This window comes from Mesorhizobium sp. M1A.F.Ca.ET.072.01.1.1, from assembly GCF_004023325.1.
Lineage (GTDB): Bacteria > Pseudomonadota > Alphaproteobacteria > Rhizobiales > Rhizobiaceae > Mesorhizobium.
In genome coordinates this window covers 1-20,202 of the sequence record NZ_RZSF01000052.1, presented here as the reverse complement: position 1 = coordinate 20,202, position 20,202 = coordinate 1, and the positions used below count along the sequence as shown (strand labels likewise).

The 20,202-nt window shown below is 64.3% G+C and carries 19 protein-coding genes and 1 pseudogene; 8 read left to right on the top strand and 12 right to left on the bottom strand.

Features of this window, described 5'->3' with window-relative positions; all coding sequences use genetic code 11:
• Nucleotides 1-12 precede the first annotated feature (12 nt).
• From EOA32_RS10545 to cpaB, 3 genes are all read right to left on the bottom strand, one after another.
• The gene (locus EOA32_RS10545) at nucleotides 13-288 is read right to left on the bottom strand and encodes a hypothetical protein (RefSeq protein WP_095829337.1); all 276 of its coding nucleotides are present in this window, start codon (nucleotides 286-288) and stop codon (nucleotides 13-15) included.
• Nucleotides 289-292: 4 nt separating this feature from the next.
• The gene (locus tag EOA32_RS10540; protein WP_245435196.1) at nucleotides 293-1,687 is read right to left on the bottom strand and encodes a type II and III secretion system protein family protein; all 1,395 of its coding nucleotides are present in this window, start codon (nucleotides 1,685-1,687) and stop codon (nucleotides 293-295) included.
• A gap of 81 nt (nucleotides 1,688-1,768) precedes the next feature.
• Nucleotides 1,769-2,707, bottom strand: a complete 939-nt coding sequence (cpaB, locus tag EOA32_RS10535) for a Flp pilus assembly protein CpaB (protein WP_095829335.1) — start codon at nucleotides 2,705-2,707, stop codon at nucleotides 1,769-1,771.
• Nucleotides 2,708-2,961: 254 nt separating this feature from the next.
• On the opposite strand from cpaB, the gene parE reads away from it, so the two are divergent.
• Complete coding sequence (parE, locus tag EOA32_RS10530; protein WP_128371711.1) at nucleotides 2,962-5,016, top strand: DNA topoisomerase IV subunit B; 2,055 nt, start codon at nucleotides 2,962-2,964, stop codon at nucleotides 5,014-5,016.
• Nucleotides 5,017-5,059: 43 nt separating this feature from the next.
• Entirely contained in the window at nucleotides 5,060-7,126 is a 2,067-nt protein-coding gene (locus EOA32_RS10525; protein ID WP_128371710.1) for an FUSC family protein, read from the top strand.
• A gap of 72 nt (nucleotides 7,127-7,198) precedes the next feature.
• Here EOA32_RS10525 and EOA32_RS10520 read toward each other — a convergent pair whose 3' ends face one another.
• Nucleotides 7,199-8,320, bottom strand: a complete 1,122-nt coding sequence (locus EOA32_RS10520) for a DUF2336 domain-containing protein (protein WP_067328054.1) — start codon at nucleotides 8,318-8,320, stop codon at nucleotides 7,199-7,201.
• 150 nt (nucleotides 8,321-8,470) lie between these two features.
• On the opposite strand from EOA32_RS10520, the gene EOA32_RS10515 reads away from it, so the two are divergent.
• Together EOA32_RS10515 and EOA32_RS10510 are read left to right on the top strand one after the other, a co-directional pair.
• Nucleotides 8,471-8,923, top strand: a complete 453-nt coding sequence (locus EOA32_RS10515) for a MaoC family dehydratase (RefSeq protein ID WP_095779232.1) — start codon at nucleotides 8,471-8,473, stop codon at nucleotides 8,921-8,923.
• A complete protein-coding gene (locus EOA32_RS10510) occupies nucleotides 8,923-9,804 on the top strand; it encodes a CoA ester lyase (RefSeq protein WP_095779300.1) in 882 nt (293 codons plus the stop codon). Before EOA32_RS10515 ends, EOA32_RS10510 begins: the two co-directional genes overlap by 1 nt.
• Before the next feature lie 63 nt (nucleotides 9,805-9,867).
• On the opposite strand, the gene EOA32_RS10505 is transcribed toward EOA32_RS10510, so the two are convergent.
• Nucleotides 9,868-10,476, bottom strand: coding sequence for a flavin reductase family protein (locus EOA32_RS10505; protein ID WP_095779231.1), 609 nt, complete (start codon nucleotides 10,474-10,476; stop codon nucleotides 9,868-9,870).
• A 1-nt stretch (nucleotide 10,477) separates the two neighbouring features.
• A complete protein-coding gene (locus tag EOA32_RS10500; protein WP_067000159.1) occupies nucleotides 10,478-11,062 on the bottom strand; it encodes a nitroreductase in 585 nt (194 codons plus the stop codon).
• 162 nt (nucleotides 11,063-11,224) lie between these two features.
• On the opposite strand from EOA32_RS10500, the gene EOA32_RS10495 reads away from it, so the two are divergent.
• The gene (locus EOA32_RS10495) at nucleotides 11,225-12,190 is read left to right on the top strand and encodes a hypothetical protein (protein WP_128371709.1); all 966 of its coding nucleotides are present in this window, start codon (nucleotides 11,225-11,227) and stop codon (nucleotides 12,188-12,190) included.
• Nucleotides 12,191-12,195: 5 nt separating this feature from the next.
• Here the strand turns inward: EOA32_RS10495 and EOA32_RS10490 are convergent, their stop codons facing one another.
• The 5 genes and pseudogenes from EOA32_RS10490 to EOA32_RS10470 form a co-directional block, all read right to left on the bottom strand.
• Entirely contained in the window at nucleotides 12,196-13,137 is a 942-nt protein-coding gene (locus EOA32_RS10490; protein WP_128371708.1) for a lysophospholipid acyltransferase family protein, read from the bottom strand.
• A gap of 95 nt (nucleotides 13,138-13,232) precedes the next feature.
• Nucleotides 13,233-15,206, bottom strand: a complete 1,974-nt coding sequence (gene thrS / locus EOA32_RS10485; protein ID WP_095829889.1) for a threonine--tRNA ligase — start codon at nucleotides 15,204-15,206, stop codon at nucleotides 13,233-13,235.
• A 229-nt stretch (nucleotides 15,207-15,435) separates the two neighbouring features.
• Nucleotides 15,436-15,627 (bottom strand): annotated as a pseudogene (locus EOA32_RS10480) (class D beta-lactamase); the annotation flags it as partial.
• 142 nt (nucleotides 15,628-15,769) lie between these two features.
• On the bottom strand, nucleotides 15,770-16,144 hold the full coding sequence (gene yidD / locus EOA32_RS10475) for a membrane protein insertion efficiency factor YidD (RefSeq protein ID WP_095780707.1): 375 nt from the start codon (nucleotides 16,142-16,144) through the stop codon (nucleotides 15,770-15,772).
• Nucleotides 16,145-16,324: 180 nt separating this feature from the next.
• Nucleotides 16,325-16,771 (bottom strand): iron-sulfur cluster assembly scaffold protein, encoded by a 447-nt coding sequence (locus tag EOA32_RS10470; RefSeq protein ID WP_128371715.1) that lies wholly within the window; start codon nucleotides 16,769-16,771, stop codon nucleotides 16,325-16,327.
• Nucleotides 16,772-17,007: 236 nt separating this feature from the next.
• Here EOA32_RS10470 and folE point away from each other — a divergent pair, with 236 nt between their 5' ends.
• From folE to EOA32_RS10455, 3 genes are all read left to right on the top strand, one after another.
• Nucleotides 17,008-17,634 (top strand): GTP cyclohydrolase I FolE, encoded by a 627-nt coding sequence (folE, locus tag EOA32_RS10465; protein WP_067000141.1) that lies wholly within the window; start codon nucleotides 17,008-17,010, stop codon nucleotides 17,632-17,634.
• Nucleotides 17,635-17,727: 93 nt separating this feature from the next.
• Nucleotides 17,728-18,186: a phosphoribosyl-AMP cyclohydrolase gene (gene hisI, locus EOA32_RS10460; RefSeq protein WP_067000908.1), complete on the top strand. Its 459-nt coding sequence runs from the start codon at nucleotides 17,728-17,730 to the stop codon at nucleotides 18,184-18,186.
• Between the two features lie 84 nt (nucleotides 18,187-18,270).
• Nucleotides 18,271-19,242 (top strand): patatin family protein, encoded by a 972-nt coding sequence (locus EOA32_RS10455; RefSeq protein ID WP_067000906.1) that lies wholly within the window; start codon nucleotides 18,271-18,273, stop codon nucleotides 19,240-19,242.
• Nucleotides 19,243-19,255: 13 nt separating this feature from the next.
• Here EOA32_RS10455 and EOA32_RS10450 read toward each other — a convergent pair.
• A partial coding sequence (locus tag EOA32_RS10450; RefSeq protein WP_245499237.1) for a DHHA1 domain-containing protein occupies nucleotides 19,256-20,202 on the bottom strand: 947 nt, incomplete at its 5' end.

Below are 20,202 nucleotides of genomic sequence, written 5' to 3'. Positions count from 1 at the left end.
GTCGTCAGCCCATCAGTCTGCTGTCGTTGATACCGATGTCGTTGAAGCCGGCGCCGCGCCGCCCTTCGCGCCCGCGGCAGTGGCCGTGGAGCTCATGCTTGGAGCCGGCACCAGAAGCCTGGTGTTCTGGACGCCGTACTGCCAGGGATCGACCATCTGCATGGCCGTGTTGGACGCCTGCGCATTGCCGGCGGCCGGAGACACGCCTTCGGTGCGCACATAGTCGTCGCTGGTGCAGCCGGAGAGCGCGCCGGCGAGCAGCAGAGCGATGCAAGGAGCCAGACGCATGGCTTCAGTCCTTCGGCAGATCGAGGAAATGGCCCGACGTGGTCGCCGCCACCGGACGGGCCCCGCTGCCGTCGGCCAGCGCCAAGGGGCGCTTGGGAGCGGAAGCGTCGACTTCCTCGGTGTTGTTCAGGAAGTAGTCGGCATTGCTTGGCGGCCGCGTTCCGTCGGTGGGCTCGACCATCTTCTTCGACGGGTCAACCGGTTTGACCAGGTAGGGCGTGACGATGATCACCAGATCGGTCTCGCGCCGCTGATAGGATTTCGAGGAGAAAAGCGGACCGAGAACCGGCAGCTTGCCGAGCCCTGGCAGGCGCGACGTGGTGATGTCGTTCTGCGACTGCAGAAGGCCCGCGATCATGAAGCTCTGGCCGTTTTTCAAGTCGACCGACGTCTTGGCGCGACGCACGATAAAGGCAGGAATGGAAATGCCGCTGCTGACTTCGATCGACGCGGAGGGATCGATCGACGAAACTTCCGGCGCGATATCGAGGCTGACCAGTCCACCCTTGAGCACGGTCGGCGTGAAATCCAGACCGACGCCGTATTTCTTGTAGCTGACGCTGATCTTGCCGTTGTCCTCGGACACCGGGATCGGGAACTCGCCGCCGGCAAGGAAGCTCGCGGTCTGGCCCGAGCGGGCGATCAGGTTCGGCTCGGCCAGTCGCCGGGCGAGACCGCGCTCTTCCAGCGCCTTGATGGCGATGTCGATCGAAACCCCGTTGGAAAGCAACCGGCCGATGATCTCGCCGGTCCCGGCGGTTGGCACGGTGCCCGGGTCGATGATGACGTCGCGACCGCCGACGCCGAAGGCAAAATTGGCCCCGTATTTGGCGCCGAGATCCTGTCCCGCCTGCCGGTTGATCTCGACGAAACGGACATTGAGCTGAACCTGCTGCGAGGACGAGATGTTGACCGAGTTGATCACTTCCTCATTGCCGGAGAAGCGCGACGCGATCTTGCTCGCCTTGTCGGCCGCGACCGCGTCTTCCGCCTCGCCCGAAAGCACCACGCGGCCGTTGGCCGAACCGACCTTGATCTTGGCATCCGGCACGCTGGCGCGGATGGTGTTGGCCAGTTGGTCGGTGTCCAGCGTCACCTCGATGTCGATGGTGCCGACGAGCTGCTTGTTCTGATCGAACAGCGCGATGCCGGTGGTGCCGAGATTGTTGCCCAGCACATAGAAGGACTTGTCGGTCAGCGGATTGACGTTGGCGATCTCCGGATCGCCGATGACGATCTGATAGAAGGCCGCGTTCGTCATGATCGTCTTGGGCTTGCCCTTGGCGACTTTGATCGAGGCGTTCTTGGTCGCCGAGACGTATACGACGTCGTTGTTTGCCTGGGCCGGCGCCCCAAAGGCCAGCATTCCGGCGGCTGCCAGAAAGGCGCCCGCCACCATAGCACGCAGAAGGCGCAGCCCTCTCGTGGTCCGTTCTTTGTTCAGCACATGCATTGTCCCGTTCCCGCCGGTCCCCACCGGCTATTGTTCTTGTTCGTTGGAAGGAACGACGTCTCCGTCGGCGGGCTTGGAGGGAACCTTATATTCCTCCACCTTCGTGCCGCGCGACACGATCACCGTCTTGAACTTCGGCTCTTCCGGCTCCTTCGCCACCGCCTTGACCAGCGAGGCGGCGCTTGCCTCGGCGCCCGCGGCAACCGAGCCGCCGAAGGACGAGATGGTGGTAAGTCCGTTGCCGCTGGCGCTGGCATCGGCGGCGGACCGCAAAGACAGCGACAAGGAGCCGACGGTGCGGGCGAGCGCTACCTTCTGCGCCCCTTCGTTCGTGACCTCGAGGGTCACGGAATTGGCGACCTGCGGCTCGGTCTTGCGCTCGTCCGCGCCCTGCCCGACCGAAAGCACCTTGGCGTCGGACACGACGATTTCGGACGTGACCGTCGAGCCGGCTGCCCCTTGCGCGTTCTTGGACACTTCCTGGATTTCGCCGGCATCGCGCGTCAGCACGACGTCGACCCGGTCGCCCGGCGTGATGAAACCGCCGACGCCGGCGATCTCGTCGGTGCGGATGGTGACGGCCCGCATGCCCGGAGACAGCATGTTGGAAAGTGTGGCGCGGCCGTTCGGTCCCGACAGTTTGGCGAGCAGCACCGGCTCGTTGACTTCGATCGGCGACAGCACAACGCGGCTGCCTTCTGCCAGCAGCTTGTCGATTGTCGGGAAGGCGCCTTGCGGCAGAGAATCCTGCGGCCACGGAATTTCGGTGAGTTGCGACCGGTCGAGCTGCATGCCGTAGCGTAGCGGCGCATTCGCCACGACGATGGTCTTGAACTCGACTTTGGGCTCGTGCGGCACCACGATCGATGCCGTCTTTTGCTCGGACTGGGCCCTCGCCTGGCTTTTGACCCAGAAGTCCGCGGCAAAGATCGAGATCGCGCCGAAAACGGCTGCGATGCCGATCATGGTTATGGCCCTGCCCTTCACAACGAAACCCCTGACGCCCCGTGGTCTTTTGTCGTTGAGGCTCACGCTAGGCGTTAATGTTAAAGAATCAGGAATCCAAAGGGGTGGAGCCCGCCCTATTTCCGGCGGCTTGGTTATCGAATGGTTTTGGAATAAGAGACAGTTTGATCCCTGAACGGAACAGGAACTCGTTCGCCCGCCAAAAGCGTGGCAGTATCGAGGAGTGATTCGCAGTACTGGACTTAATGGCTAGCATGGACGACACCAGCGATCTTTTCGGCAACCCGGAAAAGCAGCCCCAGCAAGTACGCGCGCCCTCGCGGCCGGCCGATCCGCTGGTGCAGGCCGCGAAGCGCTCGGCCGCCGCCCGCGACGGCAGCGAGAGCTACAGCGCCGCCGACATCGAGGTGCTTGAGGGGCTGGAGCCGGTGCGCCGTCGCCCAGGCATGTATGTCGGCGGCACCGACGACAAGGCGATGCATCACCTCTTCGCCGAGGTCATCGATAATTCGATGGACGAGGCGGTGGCCGGCCACGCGACCTTCATCGACGTCGAGCTTTCGGCGGACGGATTTCTTACCGTCACCGACAATGGCCGCGGCATTCCGATCGATCCGCATCCGAAGTTCAAGAAGCCGGCGCTCGAAGTCATCATGACGACGCTGCATTCGGGCGGCAAGTTCGACTCCAAGGTCTATGAGACTTCCGGCGGTCTGCACGGCGTCGGCGTATCCGTCGTCAACGCGCTGTCCGATCACCTCGAGGTCGAGGTCGCGCGCGGTCGCCAGCTCTATCGCCAGCGCTTCTCGCGCGGCGTTCCGGTGAGCGGGCTGGAGCACCTCGGCGAGGTGCACAACCGCCGCGGCACCAGGACCCGCTTCCATCCCGACGAGCAGATCTTCGGCAAGGGCGCCGCCTTCGAGCCGGCCCGGCTCTACCGCATGACTCGCTCGAAGGCCTATCTGTTCGGCGGCGTCGAGATCCGCTGGACCTGCGATCCCTCGCTGATCAAGGAAAAGGATCAAACCCCGGCCAAAGCCGAGTTCCATTTCCCGGGCGGCCTGAAGGACTACCTCAAGGCCACCCTCGGCGACGAATTCCAGGTCACGCGCGAAGTCTTCGCAGGCAAAAGCGACAAGCAGGGCGGCCACGGCTCGCTGGAGTGGGCGGTGACCTGGTTCGGCGGCGACGGCTTTCTCAACTCCTACTGCAACACGATTCCCACTCCCGAGGGCGGCACGCATGAGGCGGGCTTCCGCAACGTGCTGACGCGCGGGCTTCGCGCATATGCCGATCTCATCGGCAACAAGCGCGCCTCGATCGTCACCACCGAGGACGTCATGATCTCGGCCGCCGGCATGCTGTCGGTCTTCATCCGAGAGCCGGAATTCGTTGGCCAGACCAAGGACAGGCTGGCCACCATCGAGGCGATGCGCATCGTCGAAACCGCCATCCGCGACCCGTTCGACCACTGGCTGGCCGACAACCCGCAGGAAGCCTCGAAGCTTCTCGAATGGGTGATCGCGCGCGCCGATGAGCGTGTGCGCCGGCGTCAGGAAAAGGAAGTCTCGCGCAAGAGCGCCGTACGCAAGCTGCGCCTGCCGGGCAAGCTCGCCGACTGTACCCAGAATGCCGCGGCCGGCGCCGAGATCTTCATCGTCGAGGGCGACTCGGCCGGAGGCTCGGCCAAGCAGGCGCGCGACCGCGCCAGCCAGGCGGTGCTGCCGCTGCGCGGCAAGATCCTCAACGTCGCCAGCGCCGGCAACGACAAGCTTGCCGCCAACCAGCAGATTTCCGACCTGGTTCAGGCGCTCGGCTGCGGCACGCGCTCGAAATATCGCGACGAGGACCTGCGCTACGACCGCGTGATCATCATGACCGACGCCGACGTTGACGGCGCGCATATCGCTTCGCTTTTGATCACCTTCTTCTTCCAGGAGATGCCTAACCTGATCCGAGGTGGCCATCTCTATATGGCCGTGCCGCCGCTCTATTCGATCCGTCAGGGCGGTAAGGTGGCCTATGCACGTGACGACGCGCACAAGGACGAATTGCTGCGCACCGAATTCACCGGGCGCGGCAAGGTCGAGATCGGCCGCTTCAAGGGCCTTGGCGAGATGATGGCCTCGCAGCTCAAGGAAACCACGATGGACCCGAGGAAGCGCACGCTTCTCAGGGTCGACGTGATCGATGCCGAGCAGGCGACCAAGGATGCCGTCGACGCGCTGATGGGCACCAAGCCCGAGGCCCGCTTCCGCTTCATCCAGGAACGTGCCGAATTCGCCGAGGCCGACGTGCTGGATATCTGAACGCGGACTGGTCCATAACAGGCTCCGGGACGGAGACTTGCATGTGACCTGGACGCGGCTGAAGGATCTAGCCGGGACACCGTTAAGTGAGCTGACCCAGCCGACGCGCTCGGACTGGATCTTCGCCCTGCGCACGGTTTCTGCCGGGCTGATCGCGCTGCTTGCCGCTTACGCCTTGAAGCTCGATCATCCGCAGTGGGCGATGATGACCGTGTTCATCGTCGCGCAGCCGGTCGCCGGCATGGTGCTGGCGAAAGGCTTCTACCGCCTGCTCGGTACGCTGGCCGGCGGCCTGGCGGCGATCGGCATCACATCGCTATTCGGCACCAATCCCTGGCTCTTGGTGACGGTGCTGGCACTATGGATCGGCGTCAGCACCCTCGTTTCCTCGCTGCTGCGCAATCCGGAAGCCTATGGCGCCGCCCTTGCCGGCTATACAGCGATGATCATCAGCCTGCCGGCATTCGGGCAGGCGCATCTCGTCGTCGATCTCGCTGTCGCGCGCTGCGCCGAAATTGTGCTCGGCATCGTCTGCGCCGGCGTCACCAGCCGGCTGATCCTGCCGAAGCTCGCGGCGGACGCCATCATCTCCAGGCTGAAACGCAGCATTCTCGATCTCGCCGACTACGCCTCAGGCGCCTTTTCCGACGGCGATCCGGCCGGTCTTGCCGCTCTCCAGCGCAAGCTGATCACCGATGCCCAGACACTTGCCGAAATGCGCACCTATGCGCGCCTCGAAGCGCCGAGCTTCGCGACCCGCGCCCATCCGGTCCGGCGCACGATCGGACAGCTGCTGTGGGCGCTCTCGGCGGCCCGCGCGCTGCATACCCATGCCGCGCCGAAGAACGCGACGCTCATCCCTGTTCGCAGCGAGTTGAAGGCAATCGTCGGGGAACTCGCTACGACGCGCGACGCGTTGGACGACACCGGCCCATGGGTGGCCCGGCTCGAGGCAATCGCGATCAGGGCAAGAGAAACGGCGCCGGTGGCCACCGATCCCGGTGAAGACAAGGTCGGCACCATCACCCGCCTCACCATTGCCGCCGATTTCGCGGAGGCGCTGAAGCAGGTGATGCGCGGCTTGGATGCGCTTCGCTCGCCGGTTTCCCGAACGTCTCGTGAGCGGCAGCAGCCGGCCCTGGTCGTGCACCGCGACTATCATGCGGCCTGGCGCAATGCGGTGCGCGCCGCGCTCGCCACGCTTCTGGTGGCCGCCTTCTGGCTGACCACCAAATGGTCGGAGGCGGCGGGCACCGTCATTCTCGTCGCCGTCGTCTCCAGCCTGTTCGCGGCACGTCCCGATCCGGTTCAGTCGGCCTGGGGCTTCTTTACCGGAACGCTCCTCGCTTTGCCTTTCGCTTTCCTCGTCGGCCAGATCGCAATGCCGGCGCTGCCCGGCTTCGGCTGGTTCACCCTCTTTGTCGTGCCGATCCTGGTGCCGGCAGCGCTCGGCATGGCCAATCCGCGGCATGTCGGCGTGGCCACCGCCTTCGCCATCAATTTCTTGGCTTTCCTCAGCCCGCACCAGATGATGACCTATGATCCCGGCCCGTTCTTCGCCGGATCGGCATCGATCCTGGTCGGCATCCTGATCGCCATCGGCGTCTTCATCGTCGTTCTGCCGGCCAATCCCTGGGCCACCGTTGAGCGCATCTCGCAGGCGATGCGCGAGGACCTGGCGCGCCTTTGCCTGCATGAGCGCGTCCCCAGGCGTTCGGCCTTCGAAAGCCTGGCCTATGACCGGATCAACCAGCTGATGCCGCAACTGCAGCAGACCGGGAGGAAAGGCGAGCCCATTCTTGGCGGCAGCATTGCCGCCGTGACCGTCGGCCTCGAAGTGCTCCGGCTGCGCCAGGCGCAACTGAACTCCGCCGTGCCACGCGAGACGGTGGAGTCGATCGGCAACTTCCTGCGCGGCCTCGCGCGGGAATTGCTGTTCAGGAGGCATGGCGACCCGCAGACCTCGACCGTCGCCGTGGCGCGGGAATATGCGGCGAGCATCGCCGGGCGCAGCGACCGGCCGGAAATGCTTCAGGTCGCGGCCTCACTGCGCATCATCGCTGCCGCGATGCAGGATTATCCGGATTTTTTCGCGAAGGGGCACCCTTAGACGGGCCGGGCCGGGATACGTGAGCATCGAGCAGGAAGCCGCCAGGCCGGCCACACCTGGCACCGACGTGCGCTAGGCGGCGGCAATTGCCAGCGCATGCCCGCGCGCGTTCTCGCGCAGCGCGTCGAGATGGATCGACTTCACCAGTCCAGCGAGATCGCCCTCGGCCGATTGCCCGCCGAGTTCCTTCAGCATCAGCCAACTCACCTCCTGCACGCCGGCGACACGCTTGCCGTTGGCGACCTCGCGCCAGATCTTCAGCGCGCGCAGGATGATGCCGTGCGTGGCGGCGGCGAGGCCTGCGCTGCGGAACAGCGCCTGCAGCGCCACGTCGTGCCCGCCGGCCAGCAACGCCCTCACCCGCTGCTCGGATTGTTGGGCAAGCGCCACCAGGGCCGAGCCGAAGAAGTCGACCTTGCCATGCGCGACGGTGCGGATGATAAAGCTCGCGGTGAGATCGCCGCGCAGTCTGAGATGCTCGATCAGCGCGGCGTGCTCCTCGGCGCGGGTGCCCTCGATCAGCGTCACCGAAGCCTTCACGCAGGCGTCGCGCATCACGCGGTCCGCTCGTGCCGCTCCCATCAGTGCCAGTACCAGCGGCGATCCCTTCAGCGTCTCGCCGAGCTTGACCAGAAGCATGTGCCGGCAGTCCGCGGGAAGCCGCGCGTCGGCGATCAGCGCCTCACGCACCAGCGGCAGGTGGCCGTGCCGTTCGGCCATGCGGCGGAAGCTCAGCGATGCAATATCGGCGCCGCTGTTGGCGATCAGCGTGGCGCAGGCTTCCGGCTCGCCGATCTCGGCGATGGCTGCCGCCAGCGACATCGAGACGACGGGACGGTTGGCTATCAGCTTTTGGGTGGCCTTCTGGCCGCAGGCGACGCGGTCGATGAGATCGGCATCGGTAAGCAAAGGCGAACGCGCCAGCACCAGCGCCGCCACTTCCGGCTGGTCGGAAGCGAGTGCTGCGATCACCTGCGGCGGGGCGTGATGGCTCATCGACAGCGCTTCGGCGAGCGCCTGCCGGACCTTGGCGGAAACGTCGTCGAGCAGCAGCGTGAGCGCCGCCTCGGCGGCGCAGCGATCCTCGAACGGCAGGTCGGAATTGATGTAGGCGCGGGCCAGCGCGCTCGCGGCGGCGGCGCGCTCGGAAACCCTTGCCTTATCGATCCACTTTAGAAAATGCGAAACAACCATGCCGATCAGCTACGCCCTTGCCGAAACGTTTCGGCCCCGTTGGGAAGGGTAAGCTGGAAATGGTTTACGAACGGTTCACCATGTTTCTTAACCGGCTTGATGGCTTTGCAACCAACGCCTATCAAACAGGAATAGCGGAGGAGATCGACCATGGCCGGGCTTTATCTGGAGGAGTTCGTCGTCGGCCGCGTCTTCCGGCACACGCTGCGCAAGACCGTCACCGAAAGCGACAACATGCTGTTCTCGGTGATGACGCTGAACCCGCAGCCGCTCCACATCGACTTCGACTTCGCCGCGAAGAGCGAATGGGGCAAGCCCTTGGTCAATTCGCTGTTCACGCTCGGCCTGATGATCGGCATCTCGGTGAACGATATCACCGTCGGCACCACTGTCGCCAATCTCGGCATGAAGGAGACCGTCTTCCCGCACCCGGTTTTCCACGGCGACACCATTCGCGTCGAGACGACGGTCGTTTCGGTGCGCGAGTCCAGGTCGAGGCCCGATCGCGGCATCGTCGAATTCGAGCACCGCGCCTATAATCAGAACGATGTTCTTGTCGCCAAATGCACGAGGCAGGCGATGATGATGAAGAAGGCGTCCTGATGCGCTCGCTGCTCTTCGTGCCGGGCGATTCCGAGCGCAAGCTGGAAAAGGGCTTTGGCGCCGGCGCCGACGTGGTCATCGTCGACCTTGAGGATTCGGTCGCCGCCGGCAACAAGGCGGGCGCCCGCAAAGTCGCGGCGAACCTCATCGCCGGCCACCGACAGCAGACCAGCTCCGACATCTACGTACGCGTCAACGATCTGTCGACCGGCCTGACCGACGATGATCTTGCGGCGCTCGTCCCGGTGAAACCCGACGGCATCATGCTGCCGAAGTCGAACAGCGGACAGGATGTCCAGCAGCTCGCGGCCAAGCTTCGGGTGCACGAGGCCGAAAGCGGCTTGCCGGATGGCGGCATAAAGATCCTACCGATCATCACCGAAACCGCATCCGGCCTGCTGGCTGCCGCGAGCTACGCCGGAGCAAGCAGCCGGCTTGCCGGACTTACCTGGGGCGCGGAAGATCTGTCGGCCGCAATCGGCGCGCGTTCGGCGCGCGACGAGAGCGGCCGCTACACCGACGTCTTCCGCCTGGCGCGCGCGATGACCATCCTGGCGGCCGGCGCGGCGGAAATCGCCGCGATCGATACCGTCTTTCCGGATTTCCGCGACATGGCCGGTTTCGAAGCCGAATGCAGAGAGGCCGAGCGCGACGGCTTTACCGGCAAGATGGCGATCCATCCAGCGCAGGTGCCGGTCATCAACACCGCCTTCACGCCGTCGCCGGAAGCGGTCGAACGATCGCGGGTGATCGTCGACGCCTTCGCGGCGGCGGGAAATCCGGGCGTCGTCGGCATCGACGGCAAGATGTATGACCGGCCGCACCTGCGGCTTGCGGAGCGGCTGCTGGCACGCGCGAGAGCGGCGGGACTTTCAGCCTGAACCGCCAATCACCAGACCATGGGGATCAGTTTGTAGCGGACGTGAGCCGTGTACCCCTCCCGGTTAATCCTTGCTCCAGCGCGGCCGCCGCATCGAGAAAATCTCGTTGACGCTGGCATAGTCCATATAGCCAAGCCGGGCGACATTGCCGGCTCTGACGATGTCGAACAGGCCGTCCCTGAGATAAGCATCGTCGATGTGGACCCCGACGACCTCGCCGGCGACGACGATGGCGCTGGTCTCGGCGCCGTCCAGTCCCCGCGGCCGAAATATCTCGGTCACCTTGCATTCGAGGGCGGCGGGCGCTTCCGCCACGCGCGGCGGCGCGACGAGGCGCGACGGCGCCATGGCGAGATCGGCATAGGCGAACTCGCTGATGCCGCGCGGTGCATCGACGGCCGTGCGGTTCATTTTCTCGGCAAGCTCGCGGCTGACGAGATTGGCGACGAATTCGCCGGTTTCTTCAGCGAAGGTGGCGCTGTCCTTCGCGCCTTCGGATGAGAACCAGACGATGAAAGGACGCGTCGAAACGGCATTGAAGAAGGAATAGGGCGCCAGGTTGATCTCACCGGCCTTGTTCAATGTCGAGATCCATCCGATCGGGCGGGGTGCAACGATCGCCTTCGACGGATCGTGCGGCAGGCCGTGCCCCTTGGATGGCTCGTAGAACATGTCAGCCGGCCCACGGCCCGGCGTAATCGGCATAGAGCTTCGCCGGATCGGGTCGGGGCCGCTCCGGCGCCGGTCCCTGGTACGAGCCGATATGGACGAAGCCGATGACGCGCTCCTGCGGCGACAGCCCGAGAATCGCCCTGCCCTCCGCAACGTCGGAATACCAGTTGCTGATCATGTTGGTGCCATAGCCCAGCGCATTGGCCGCGATCATCAGATTCATAGCCGCCATTCCGCCCGACAGGAACATCTCCCATTGCGGGATCTTTGGGTTCTCCCGCGGCACGGAGACGACGCCGATCACCAGCGGGGCGCGCGAGAAGCGCGCCAGTTCCTGGTTGCGGCGCCCCTCCGGCAACGGTCCTTCGCGCTGCTCGGCAAGCGCCGCGAGCTTCTTGCCGATCTCGACCCGCGCGTCGCCGCGGTAGACGATAAACCGCCAGGGCTCGAGGCGGCCATGGTCTGGCACCCGCGACGCCGCGGCGATCATCGTGGCGATTTCCGCATCGCTCGGCGCCGGCTCCTTGAGGTCGGGAATCGGCGCTGAATTGCGGGTCAGCAGGAAGTCGATGATCGGCGACGCCATGGGCGCAAGTCTCCTAGCATTCAATTTTGAGCTGAAGCGCGCCATCGGGAGGTCGGGCGGCTCGGGCAATGGCGCAATTATACGGCGGATAAAGAGCCCTGGCGGAGGGCGGCAGGCTCTTGAGCCTTGAAATTGCCACCGCTTTGGGCTTCAACGCAAGGCATGTTTGAGGGGACTCTGCGCCTTTTCGTGATCGGGCTCATCGCCGCGTTGCTTGCGGTGCCGGTTTCGTTCGCGCTGGCCCAGAACGCCAACGATGTCGGCAATATCAAGTTGCCGGGCATTTCGAGCTATGCGACGCCGAAGAGCGAGCGGTCGCTGGCGCTCGGCAGCGGCGGAGCGATCACCCTTTCTGCGCAACTGACCGACAGGGGCGCCGACATCACCCGCGGCATCGTCTGGCGCGTCTTCAAGCCGGAACCGGCCAGCGACGGCAAGCTGCCGATGGTGGCGTCCGCGCATGGCGGCACGGCGGTGTTCCAGCTCGACCCCGGCAGCTACCTGGTCCACGCCTCTTACGGACGGGCCGGCGCCACCAAGCGCATCACCGTCGGCAAGGACGCAAAGCGCGAAAGCCTCGTTCTCGATGCCGGCGGCTTGAAACTCGACGCGGTGACGTCCGGCGGCGCGCACATCGCGCCAAAGAAGCTCCGCTTCGCGATCTATGAGGGCCAGGCCGAGGCCAATGGCGACCGCGCGCTGATCGCCCCCGATGTCGAGCCGAACACGGTGGTGCGGCTGAATGCAGGCACCTACCATGTCGTCTCCACCTATGGCGCAGTCAACGCCGTGATCCGCTCCGATATCCGCGTCGAGGCCGGCAAGCTGACCGAGGCCACCGTCGAGCACCGCGCGGCTGAGATGACGATGAAGCTGGTGCGCGAGCCCGGCGGCGAAGCCATTGCCGACACCTCCTGGTCGCTGCTCAATGAATCCGGCGATCCGATCAAGGAAGCCGTCGGCGCCTTCGCCTCGATGGTGCTGGCCGAAGGACAATACACCATCATCGCCAAGAACCGCGACCGCATCTACCAGAAGGATTTCACCGTCGTGGCCGGCCAGAACCAGGAAATCGAGGTCGTGGCCAACGAATCGTCCGCAATCGATCCCGAGGAGGGCGCGGACTAAGCTGCTCAGGCGGCTTTGCGCATCCGCTTGCTTAGAAACGGTACGCGTCCGCGCCGCGCAGCCGCCGGAGCGAGATCGAAAACCGCTTGGTAGAGCTGGTCGAGCAGCGCCTTGCGGTCGCGCAACGGTTCGAGCTCGCTCCACTTCAGCACATCGCCGATGCGCACCTCGATCGCCTTGCCCGACAGCCGGGCGAATTCGCGGATGAGCAGGGAGGTGCGCAGCGTCAGCGACGCCTTGCCGACGAATTTCGCCACGCGGTTGTCGCGCTCGGCCATGTTCATCGGCCCACTGACGAGATGGAACAGACGGCCGTTCTGGCCGGAGAAATGCAAAGGGATGACCGAGGCCTTGGCCTCCTGGATGAGCTTGGCCGGAAACATCTTCCACGGCAGGTCGATCGCCCGGCCGAACCCCTTCGGCGCCGTGGCGACGCCGCCGGCCGGAAAAACGACGATGGTGACGCCTTCCTTCAACAGCCGCACCGCCTCGTGGCGCACGGCCATGTTGTTCTTCAGCGCTTCCTTGGTCTCGGAAAAATCGATCGGCAGCGAATAGGCTTCCATCTCGCGGATCCTGAGCAGGTCCTTGTGGATCATGACCCGGAACGGACGGCCGAGCTGCTCGGCGAGCGACAGCACTGCAATGCCGTCGCCGATGCCGAAGGGATGGTTGGCGACGATCACCAGCGGACTAGCCGGCACATTTGCCGGCGGCCAACGGCCGGCGTGGTGCACCCTGACGTCGATCAAGTCCAGCATGCGGCTGAACACACGGTCGCCCGTTGGAGCGACCTGGCGCCGCCACAAGTCGTAGAGCACGGCAAAGCGGTCGCGGCCCGACAGGCCTTCGACGGAATGGATGAACCACCGAGTCAGCGCCGGCTGATGCCGGTTGGCGTAGGAGAGCTCGGGAAACGGCCTTTCCCGCGGTTTCAGCTTGAGCATGGCGGCTCGGTTACAAGGTTGGCGTGACAGGCGTGTGAAGATGGCGGTGGACTATGTGCCACCGCCATTCGAGAAGCGATTGGAGATTAACGATTTTAGGCCGCGCGGCGCTTGCGGTCCGGAGAGACGGCCTCGTCCGCCAGCAATTTCACGGCGTCGCCGAGCTTCAGCGATTCCTGGTCGCGGGAGCCGAGACGGCGGACATTGACGGTTTCCTCTTCCGCCTCCCGCTTGCCGCAAACGAGAATGACCGGAACCTTGGCCAGGCTGTGCTCGCGCACCTTGTAGTTGATCTTCTCGTTGCGCAGATCGGTTTCGGCGAGCAGCCCCGCAGCCTTCAGCCGCTCGACCACCTTCATTGCATACTCATCCGCGTCTGAGGTGATCGTCGCCACCACCACCTGCAGCGGCGCGAACCACAGCGGGAAATGGCCGGAATAGTTCTCGATCAGGATGCCGAGGAAGCGTTCCATCGAGCCGCACACCGCGCGATGCACCATGACCGGCTGCTTCTTCTCCGAATCCGAGCCGATATAGAAGGCGCCGAAGCGTTCCGGCAGGTTGAAGTCGACCTGCGTGGTGCCGCACTGCCATTCGCGGCCGATGGCGTCCTTCAGCACATATTCGAACTTCGGCCCGTAGAAGGCGCCCTCGCCCGGATTGACCGAGGTCTTGATGCGATTGCCGGAGCGCGTGCGGATCGTCTCCAGCACATTGCTCATGATCGCCTCGGCATGGTCCCAGGCCTCGTCGGTGCCGACGCGCTTGTCGGGCCGCGTCGACAGCTTCACCGCGACCTCGTCGAAGCCGAAATCGGCATAGGTCGACAAGATCAGATCGTTGATGCGCAGGCATTCCGCGGCGAGCTGCTCCTCGGTGCAGAAGATATGCGCATCGTCCTGGGTGAAGCCGCGCACACGCATCAGCCCATGCAGCGCGCCCGACGGTTCGTAGCGGTGCACATTGCCGAACTCCGCAAGCTTTACGGGCAGTTCACGGTAAGACTTCAACCCATGCTTGAAGATCTGCACATGGCCGGGGCAGTTCATCGGCTTCAGCGCGAAGACGCGGTCGTCGTCGGTGTCGTCACCGGCAACCGTCACCTTGAACATCGCGTCGCGATACCAGCCCCAGTGGCCGGACGTCTCCCACAGGCTCTTGTCCAGCACCTGCGGCGCGTTGACTTCCTGGTAGCCGTGCTCGTCGAGGCGGCGGCGCATGTAGTTGACCAGGTTCTGGAACATCTTCCAGCCCTTGGCGTGCCAGAAGACGACGCCCGGCCCCTCCTCCTGAAAATGGAACAAATCCATCTCGCGGCCGAGCTTGCGATGATCGCGCTTCTCGGCTTCCTCCAGCAGCATCTGGTATGCCTCGAGCTGCGCCTGGTCGGCAAAGGCGGTACCGTAGATGCGCGTCAGCATCGGGTTGTTGGAATCGCCGCGCCAATAGGCGCCCGCCACCTTCATCAACTTGAATGCGTTGCCGATCTGCCCGGTCGAAGCCATGTGCGGACCGCGGCAGAGATCGAACCAGTCGCCCTGCGCGTAGATCTTGATATCCTGATCCTCGGGGATAGCGTCGATCAGCTCGACCTTGTAGCGCTCGCCCTTGTCGGCAAAGACCTTCTTCGCCTTCTCGCGCGACCACACTTCCTTGGTGAACGGCCTGTTGCGGGCGATGATCTCGCGCATCTTCTTCTCGATCACCGGGAAATCGTCCGGGGTGAACGGCTCGTTGCGCGCGAAGTCGTAATAGAACCCGTTCTCGATCACCGGCCCAATGGTCACCTGCGTTCCCGGCCAAAGCTCCTGCACGGCCTCGGCCAGCACGTGCGCCGCGTCGTGGCGGATGAGTTCCAGCGCGCGCGGATCCTCGCGGGTGATGATCTCGACCTTGCCGGACCTGCCGAGCGGATCGGAAAGATCGCGGACGGTGCCGTCGAGGCTATAGGCAACAGCCTTTTTCGCCAGCGATTTGGAGATCGATTCGGCAAGGGCGGCGCCGGTCACGGCCGCGTCGTACTCGCGGACGGAACCATCGGGAAATGTCAGGGACACGGAATTCAGCATCAGAGTTGTCCTATCCAGTCCCGCAAACGAGCGCGGGTGGTGAATGCATGTCGCAGGAAGTGTGCTGGAGCATGCAGGGTTGGCCGGAGGCGCCAATCACTTGGACGCTGGCGGGCGGCAGTCTTTTATGAGGAGTTTCCGCCGCCGTAAAGCCGCAAGCCGTTCTATTTGATGAGCCCGGGAAGATCGTTCAGGAAGCCGCCCGCGTCGCGAGCCCCTTCGGCAAGATCGAAGCCGGGCTGACGCGCTCGTCACGGAAGCCATCCTGGCAAAGCGTCGAGCCGCTCGCCGAGTCCTCGATCAAAGTGCAGTGGATGTCTTTGAGCGGCGTCGATTGCGCCCGCATCGGCAGGCCGAGCATCCAGGCCAGCAGGAACAGAATGATGGCAATGAAGAACGGATAGCGGTCCATCTGGCGCATCGAAGCTCACTCCGGAAAAGGGATTACGCGGAGCGGCTTAGCGAGGCGTCTTGTCTCGATTTTGTCTCAAATTGGCAGTGTTTGTGCAGGCTGACGTTAACCCTACCGAATCGTAAACACGGGCTGCGAAACGCAGCCGCAGTCAGCCATCTGCGTCATCGCGCTTCCTGCCGATTTGCCAATAGCGCCACGGCATGAACCAGACATAGCGCGGCGCAAGCGTCTCCGGCACGCGGTCGATGCCATGCGTCCCGAACGGCCCGCAACGCGAGACCCGGAACAGCGCCAGCCAGCCCCCGGTCCACAATCCATGGCGGGCGATTGCCTCATGCGCGTATTCGGAACAGGTCGGCAGATGCCGGCAGCTATTGCCGACGAAGCCGGAAAGCGTCAACTGGTAGAGGCGCACGAGCGACGTGCCGAGGACGCGGCCCGGCGTCTTGCGCCAGGGTCCCTGCCAGTTTCGCCCATGCCGGACCGGCCGGACACCATGGATATGTCCTGAATGGTCTCCCATCCGCACTTCTCCGCAGCCAGCTTCCTTGTGCGTTAGATGTGGGCTTCGAGCCGGGAACGCAACGACCTTTTATCGGTCATCGCCGGGAAGGCCGGACGGGACGCCGGTCGGTCCACTCGACATGGCGCCGGGATATCAAGCGAGTTCGCCATAACAGGCAAGCAGCCCAGGAGATCGCCCTCAAGCAGCCTGGCCGGCGCGCTTCTTCTCGATCTGGACGATCGCGTCGACCACCGCGTCGAAGGTCAGCATGGTCGAGGCGTGACGTGCCTTGTAGTCGCGCACCGGCTCCAGATATTTCAGATCGGCGAACCGGCCCTCCGGCGGCGCGCCGTTTTCCTTGAGCATCTTCAGCATGGTCTCGCGCACCGCGCGCAGCTCACCGGCGTTCGCGCCGATGACATGCCGGGCCATAATCGAGGAGGATGCCTGACCAAGCGCGCAGGCCTTCACGTCATGAGCGAAATCGGTCACCACGTCGCCATCCATTTTGAGGTCGACGGTGACGGTCGAGCCGCACAGTTTGGAGTGCGCTCTGGCGGTCGCATCGGGGTGGTCGAGCCGGCCGATCTTGGCGATGTTTCCGGCGAAGCTCAGGATTTTCGCATTGTAGATGTCGTCGATCATTTTTTTCCAATCCGTCGCCGCCAAGCGAACAGGCTTTGCCGCTGTTGCGTCTTCCTTTCGCTGTGCACGACCATATATAATGATGGCAGCCGGGCATCGACAAGGCAAACTCAAACCATTGTCATTGCTCATCTGTTCACGCCGCTTACGGGCTGGAAACCGGGCGAGTTTCACCCGAAAGGTCGTGGTCCGTTCAACTCGTCCCACCTCTGAGTGGGACTACGGGAGACGCCTTTATGGATGCCGTCATCAAGAAACTCATGCCCCCTTCCTCCTATATGGAGAAGCCTGTCACCGATCGCCCAAGCGAGGCCGAGGTCCAGGCCGCCGTGCGCACGCTTTTGCGCTGGACCGGCGACAACCCTGATCGCGAGGGCCTTGTCGACACGCCGAAGCGCGTCACCAAGGCTTTTCGCGAGATGTTCAACGGCTATGACATGTGCCCGGCCGAGGAGCTTGGCCGCACTTTCGAGGAAGTGGCCGGCTATGACGATCTCGTCATCGTCAGGGACATCAAGTTCCACTCCCATTGCGAGCACCACATGGTGCCGATCATCGGCAAGGCGCATGTCGGCTACCTGCCGGACGGCAAGGTCGTGGGTCTGTCCAAGATCGCGCGCGTCGTCGACATCTTCGCCCATCGCCTGCAGACGCAGGAAGCGATGACGGCGCAGATCGCAGGCGTGATCCAGGACGTGCTCAACCCGCGCGGCGTCGCCGTCATGATCGAGGCCGAGCATATGTGCATGGCCATGCGCGGCATCCGCAAGCAGGACTCGACCACGCTCACCTCTACCTTCACCGGCGTCTTCAAGGACACGCCCGAGGAACAGGTGCGCTTCGTCACCATGGTGCGTGCCTGATCGCCGGCTGCTGCCGGCCTTCAGACCATGGTCCCGAAAAGCGGGACCCGGTTTTCAGATAAGATCATGGTCCAACAAAAAGACGAACCGGCAATGTCGGCACTGCAATTTCCCAAAGCCCCGGCAGACAAGAAGGCGCTGGAGGAAGGCACCGTCCTTTCTCCGCGCTTCGATGCTGCCGGCCTCGTGACCGTCGTCGTCACCGACGCCGGCGACGGCATGCTTTTGATGGTCGCGCATATGAATGCCGAGGCGCTGGCGCTGACGCTCGAAACCGGCATCGCCCACTATTGGTCGCGTTCCCGCAACGCGCTGTGGAAAAAGGGCGAGACCTCGGGCAACGTCCAGCGCGTCCTCGAGATGCGCACGGATTGTGACCAGGACGCGATTTGGTTGAGCGTCAAAGTATTGGGCCAGGACGCAACTTGTCACACCGGTAGGCGTTCCTGCTTTTATCGGACGGTGGGGCTCAGCGACGGCAAGGCGGTGCTTGCCGACGATGGCAGCAAGCCGCTGTTCGATGCGCAAGAAACGTATCGGAAGCCGGCGTGAACCATTCGATATTCACAAACCACTCATATTCACTATTCTCAAACATCCTTGTGATAGAAGGGACACGGGACAAGGGAGATCATGATGCTCGAATGGGCGTCATTGCGCAGCAGACCTGACGTTCAGGAGGCCAACGGCCTTGCATCGTCCGGCGGCGTGCTCGATCCGAAATCGGCGAAGAAGATGGGCATCTCGCTAGCGCTCGGCGGCGGCTGTGCTCGTGGCTGGGCCCATATCGGCGTGCTGCGCGCACTGGACGAAGCCGGCATCGAAGTTTCGATGATAGCGGGCACCTCGATCGGCGCGCTGGTCGGCGGCTGCTATCTCGCCGGCAAATTGGACGAACTGGAAGAGTTCGCCAGAAGCCTGACCAAGCGGCGCCTCTTCGGACTGCTCGATCTCAATCTGCGCGGCAGCGGCCTGTTCGGCGGCATGAAGCTCGATGCGCGGCTGCGCGAACATGTCGACGGTATCCGTTTTGAGGAACTGTCGAAGCCCTTCGTCGCCGTCGCTTCCGAAATCCGCACCGGCCACGAAATCTGGCTGTCGAAAGGTTCGCTCATCACCGCCATGCGCGCGTCCTACGCGCTGCCCGGCGTCTTCGAGCCCGTGAACTGCAACGGGCGCGTGCTGGTCGACGGCGCGCTGGTCAATCCGGTGCCGGTCTCGGTCTGTCGCGCCTACGAGCAGCCGCTGGTCGTGGCCGTCAACCTCCACTACGATCTGTTCGGGCGTGCCGCGGTGATCAAGCACAGCGCGGGTGAACTCGTCATCGAGAACGACGCGCCGCGTCCCGGTCAGGTCAATCCCCAGCACCCGCCGCACCAGACCCGCCTCGGCATCACCGGCGTCATGGTCGAGGCCTTCAACATCATCCAGGACCGGATCTCGCGCGCCAGGCTCGCCGGCGATCCGCCCGACATGTCGCTGCAGCCGAAGCTCAGCCATATCGGACTGACCGAGTTCCACCGCGCAGACGAGGCGATCCGCATCGGCTATCAGGCGACCATGTCCCAAATCAGCGAATTGCGGCGGCTGCAGACGGTGCTCGCCTGATCCGAAGCGTCAGTCAAGCAATCGCGGCATCTGTGATGCGGAATTGCACTGAGCGGTTGCCGTTCCAGTAATTGCCCGACAGCGAACCGGCTATATGCACGGTCTTGCCCCTGTTCTTGAACAGGAATTCGCCGAGCGCGGTGTCGACGGCGCGGAACGCGATCGCCTGGAGGTTGCCGCCGCTTTGCGACTGCAGGTCGGCGCGGATGTGGTTGGTGCCGATCGGCCGCGCATCGATGAGTCTGTGGCGCGGCAGCACAAACACCGGCGCGATGTGTCCGGCGCCGAACGGGCCGGCTTTCTCCAGCGCATCGAGCAGCGCCAGCGTCGCGCCCTCCGCGGCTAAGGCGCCGTCGATCGCCAGGCTTTCCTCGCTCTGCAGCCGGAACACATCCGCCGCCGCGCGCTCCTCGAAGAAAGCCCGAAGCGCGCCGAGCTTGGCACGTTCCACGGTGATGCCTGCCGCCATGCCGTGACCGCCGCCCTTGGCGATCAGGCCGGCCTGCGCCGCCTCGCGCACCAGCCGGCCGAGATCGAAACCGGAGACCGAGCGCCCCGAGCCGGTGCCGATCCCATTGGCATTGAAGGCGATTGCGAAAGCGGGACGGCGCGCATGGTCCTTGAGCCGCGAGGCCAGCAGCCCGACGATGCCGGGATGCCAGCTGTTGCTTGCGGTCACGACGATGCCAGGGCCGGTGCCGCCGGCAAGCTCCGCGTCGGCCTCGGCGCGCGCCTGCGCCAGCATCTCCAGTTCCATCTGCTGCCGTTCCTGGTTCAGCCGGTCGAGCGTCTCGGCAATGCTTGCGGCTTCAACGGGATCCTCGGTGGCAAGCAGCCTGCTGCCGAGCGCGGCATCGCCGATGCGCCCGCCGGCATTGATGCGCGGCCCGATCAGATAGGCGAGATGGAAGGTATTTATCGGCTCGCCGATGCGCGAGACCCGCGCAAGCGCCGCCAGCC

What these genes read in the sequence shown, in the direction of transcription:
- EOA32_RS10500 (WP_067000159.1), bottom strand. Translation starts at nt 11,062, where the DNA reads ATGGCGTCGCCGATCATCGACTTCCTGCTGACCCGCAATTCAGCGCCG.
- thrS (WP_095829889.1), bottom strand. Translation starts at nt 15,206, where the DNA reads ATGCTGAATTCCGTGTCCCTGACATTTCCCGATGGTTCCGTCCGCGAG.
- yidD (WP_095780707.1), bottom strand. Translation starts at nt 16,144, where the DNA reads ATGGGAGACCATTCAGGACATATCCATGGTGTCCGGCCGGTCCGGCAT.
- EOA32_RS10470 (WP_128371715.1), bottom strand. Translation starts at nt 16,771, where the DNA reads ATGATCGACGACATCTACAATGCGAAAATCCTGAGCTTCGCCGGAAAC.
- cpaB (WP_095829335.1), bottom strand. Translation starts at nt 2,707, where the DNA reads ATGATCGGCATCGCAGCCGTTTTCGGCGCGATCTCGATCTTTGCCGCG.
- EOA32_RS10510 (WP_095779300.1), top strand. Translation starts at nt 8,923, where the DNA reads ATGCGCTCGCTGCTCTTCGTGCCGGGCGATTCCGAGCGCAAGCTGGAA.
- folE (WP_067000141.1), top strand. Translation starts at nt 17,008, where the DNA reads ATGGATGCCGTCATCAAGAAACTCATGCCCCCTTCCTCCTATATGGAG.
- EOA32_RS10520 (WP_067328054.1), bottom strand. Translation starts at nt 8,320, where the DNA reads ATGGTTGTTTCGCATTTTCTAAAGTGGATCGATAAGGCAAGGGTTTCC.
- parE (WP_128371711.1), top strand. Translation starts at nt 2,962, where the DNA reads ATGGACGACACCAGCGATCTTTTCGGCAACCCGGAAAAGCAGCCCCAG.
- EOA32_RS10540 (WP_245435196.1), bottom strand. Translation starts at nt 1,687, where the DNA reads ATGGTGGCGGGCGCCTTTCTGGCAGCCGCCGGAATGCTGGCCTTTGGG.
- EOA32_RS10545 (WP_095829337.1), bottom strand. Translation starts at nt 288, where the DNA reads ATGCGTCTGGCTCCTTGCATCGCTCTGCTGCTCGCCGGCGCGCTCTCC.
- EOA32_RS10495 (WP_128371709.1), top strand. Translation starts at nt 11,225, where the DNA reads ATGTTTGAGGGGACTCTGCGCCTTTTCGTGATCGGGCTCATCGCCGCG.
- EOA32_RS10505 (WP_095779231.1), bottom strand. Translation starts at nt 10,476, where the DNA reads ATGTTCTACGAGCCATCCAAGGGGCACGGCCTGCCGCACGATCCGTCG.
- EOA32_RS10515 (WP_095779232.1), top strand. Translation starts at nt 8,471, where the DNA reads ATGGCCGGGCTTTATCTGGAGGAGTTCGTCGTCGGCCGCGTCTTCCGG.
- hisI (WP_067000908.1), top strand. Translation starts at nt 17,728, where the DNA reads ATGTCGGCACTGCAATTTCCCAAAGCCCCGGCAGACAAGAAGGCGCTG.
- EOA32_RS10490 (WP_128371708.1), bottom strand. Translation starts at nt 13,137, where the DNA reads ATGCTCAAGCTGAAACCGCGGGAAAGGCCGTTTCCCGAGCTCTCCTAC.
- EOA32_RS10455 (WP_067000906.1), top strand. Translation starts at nt 18,271, where the DNA reads ATGCTCGAATGGGCGTCATTGCGCAGCAGACCTGACGTTCAGGAGGCC.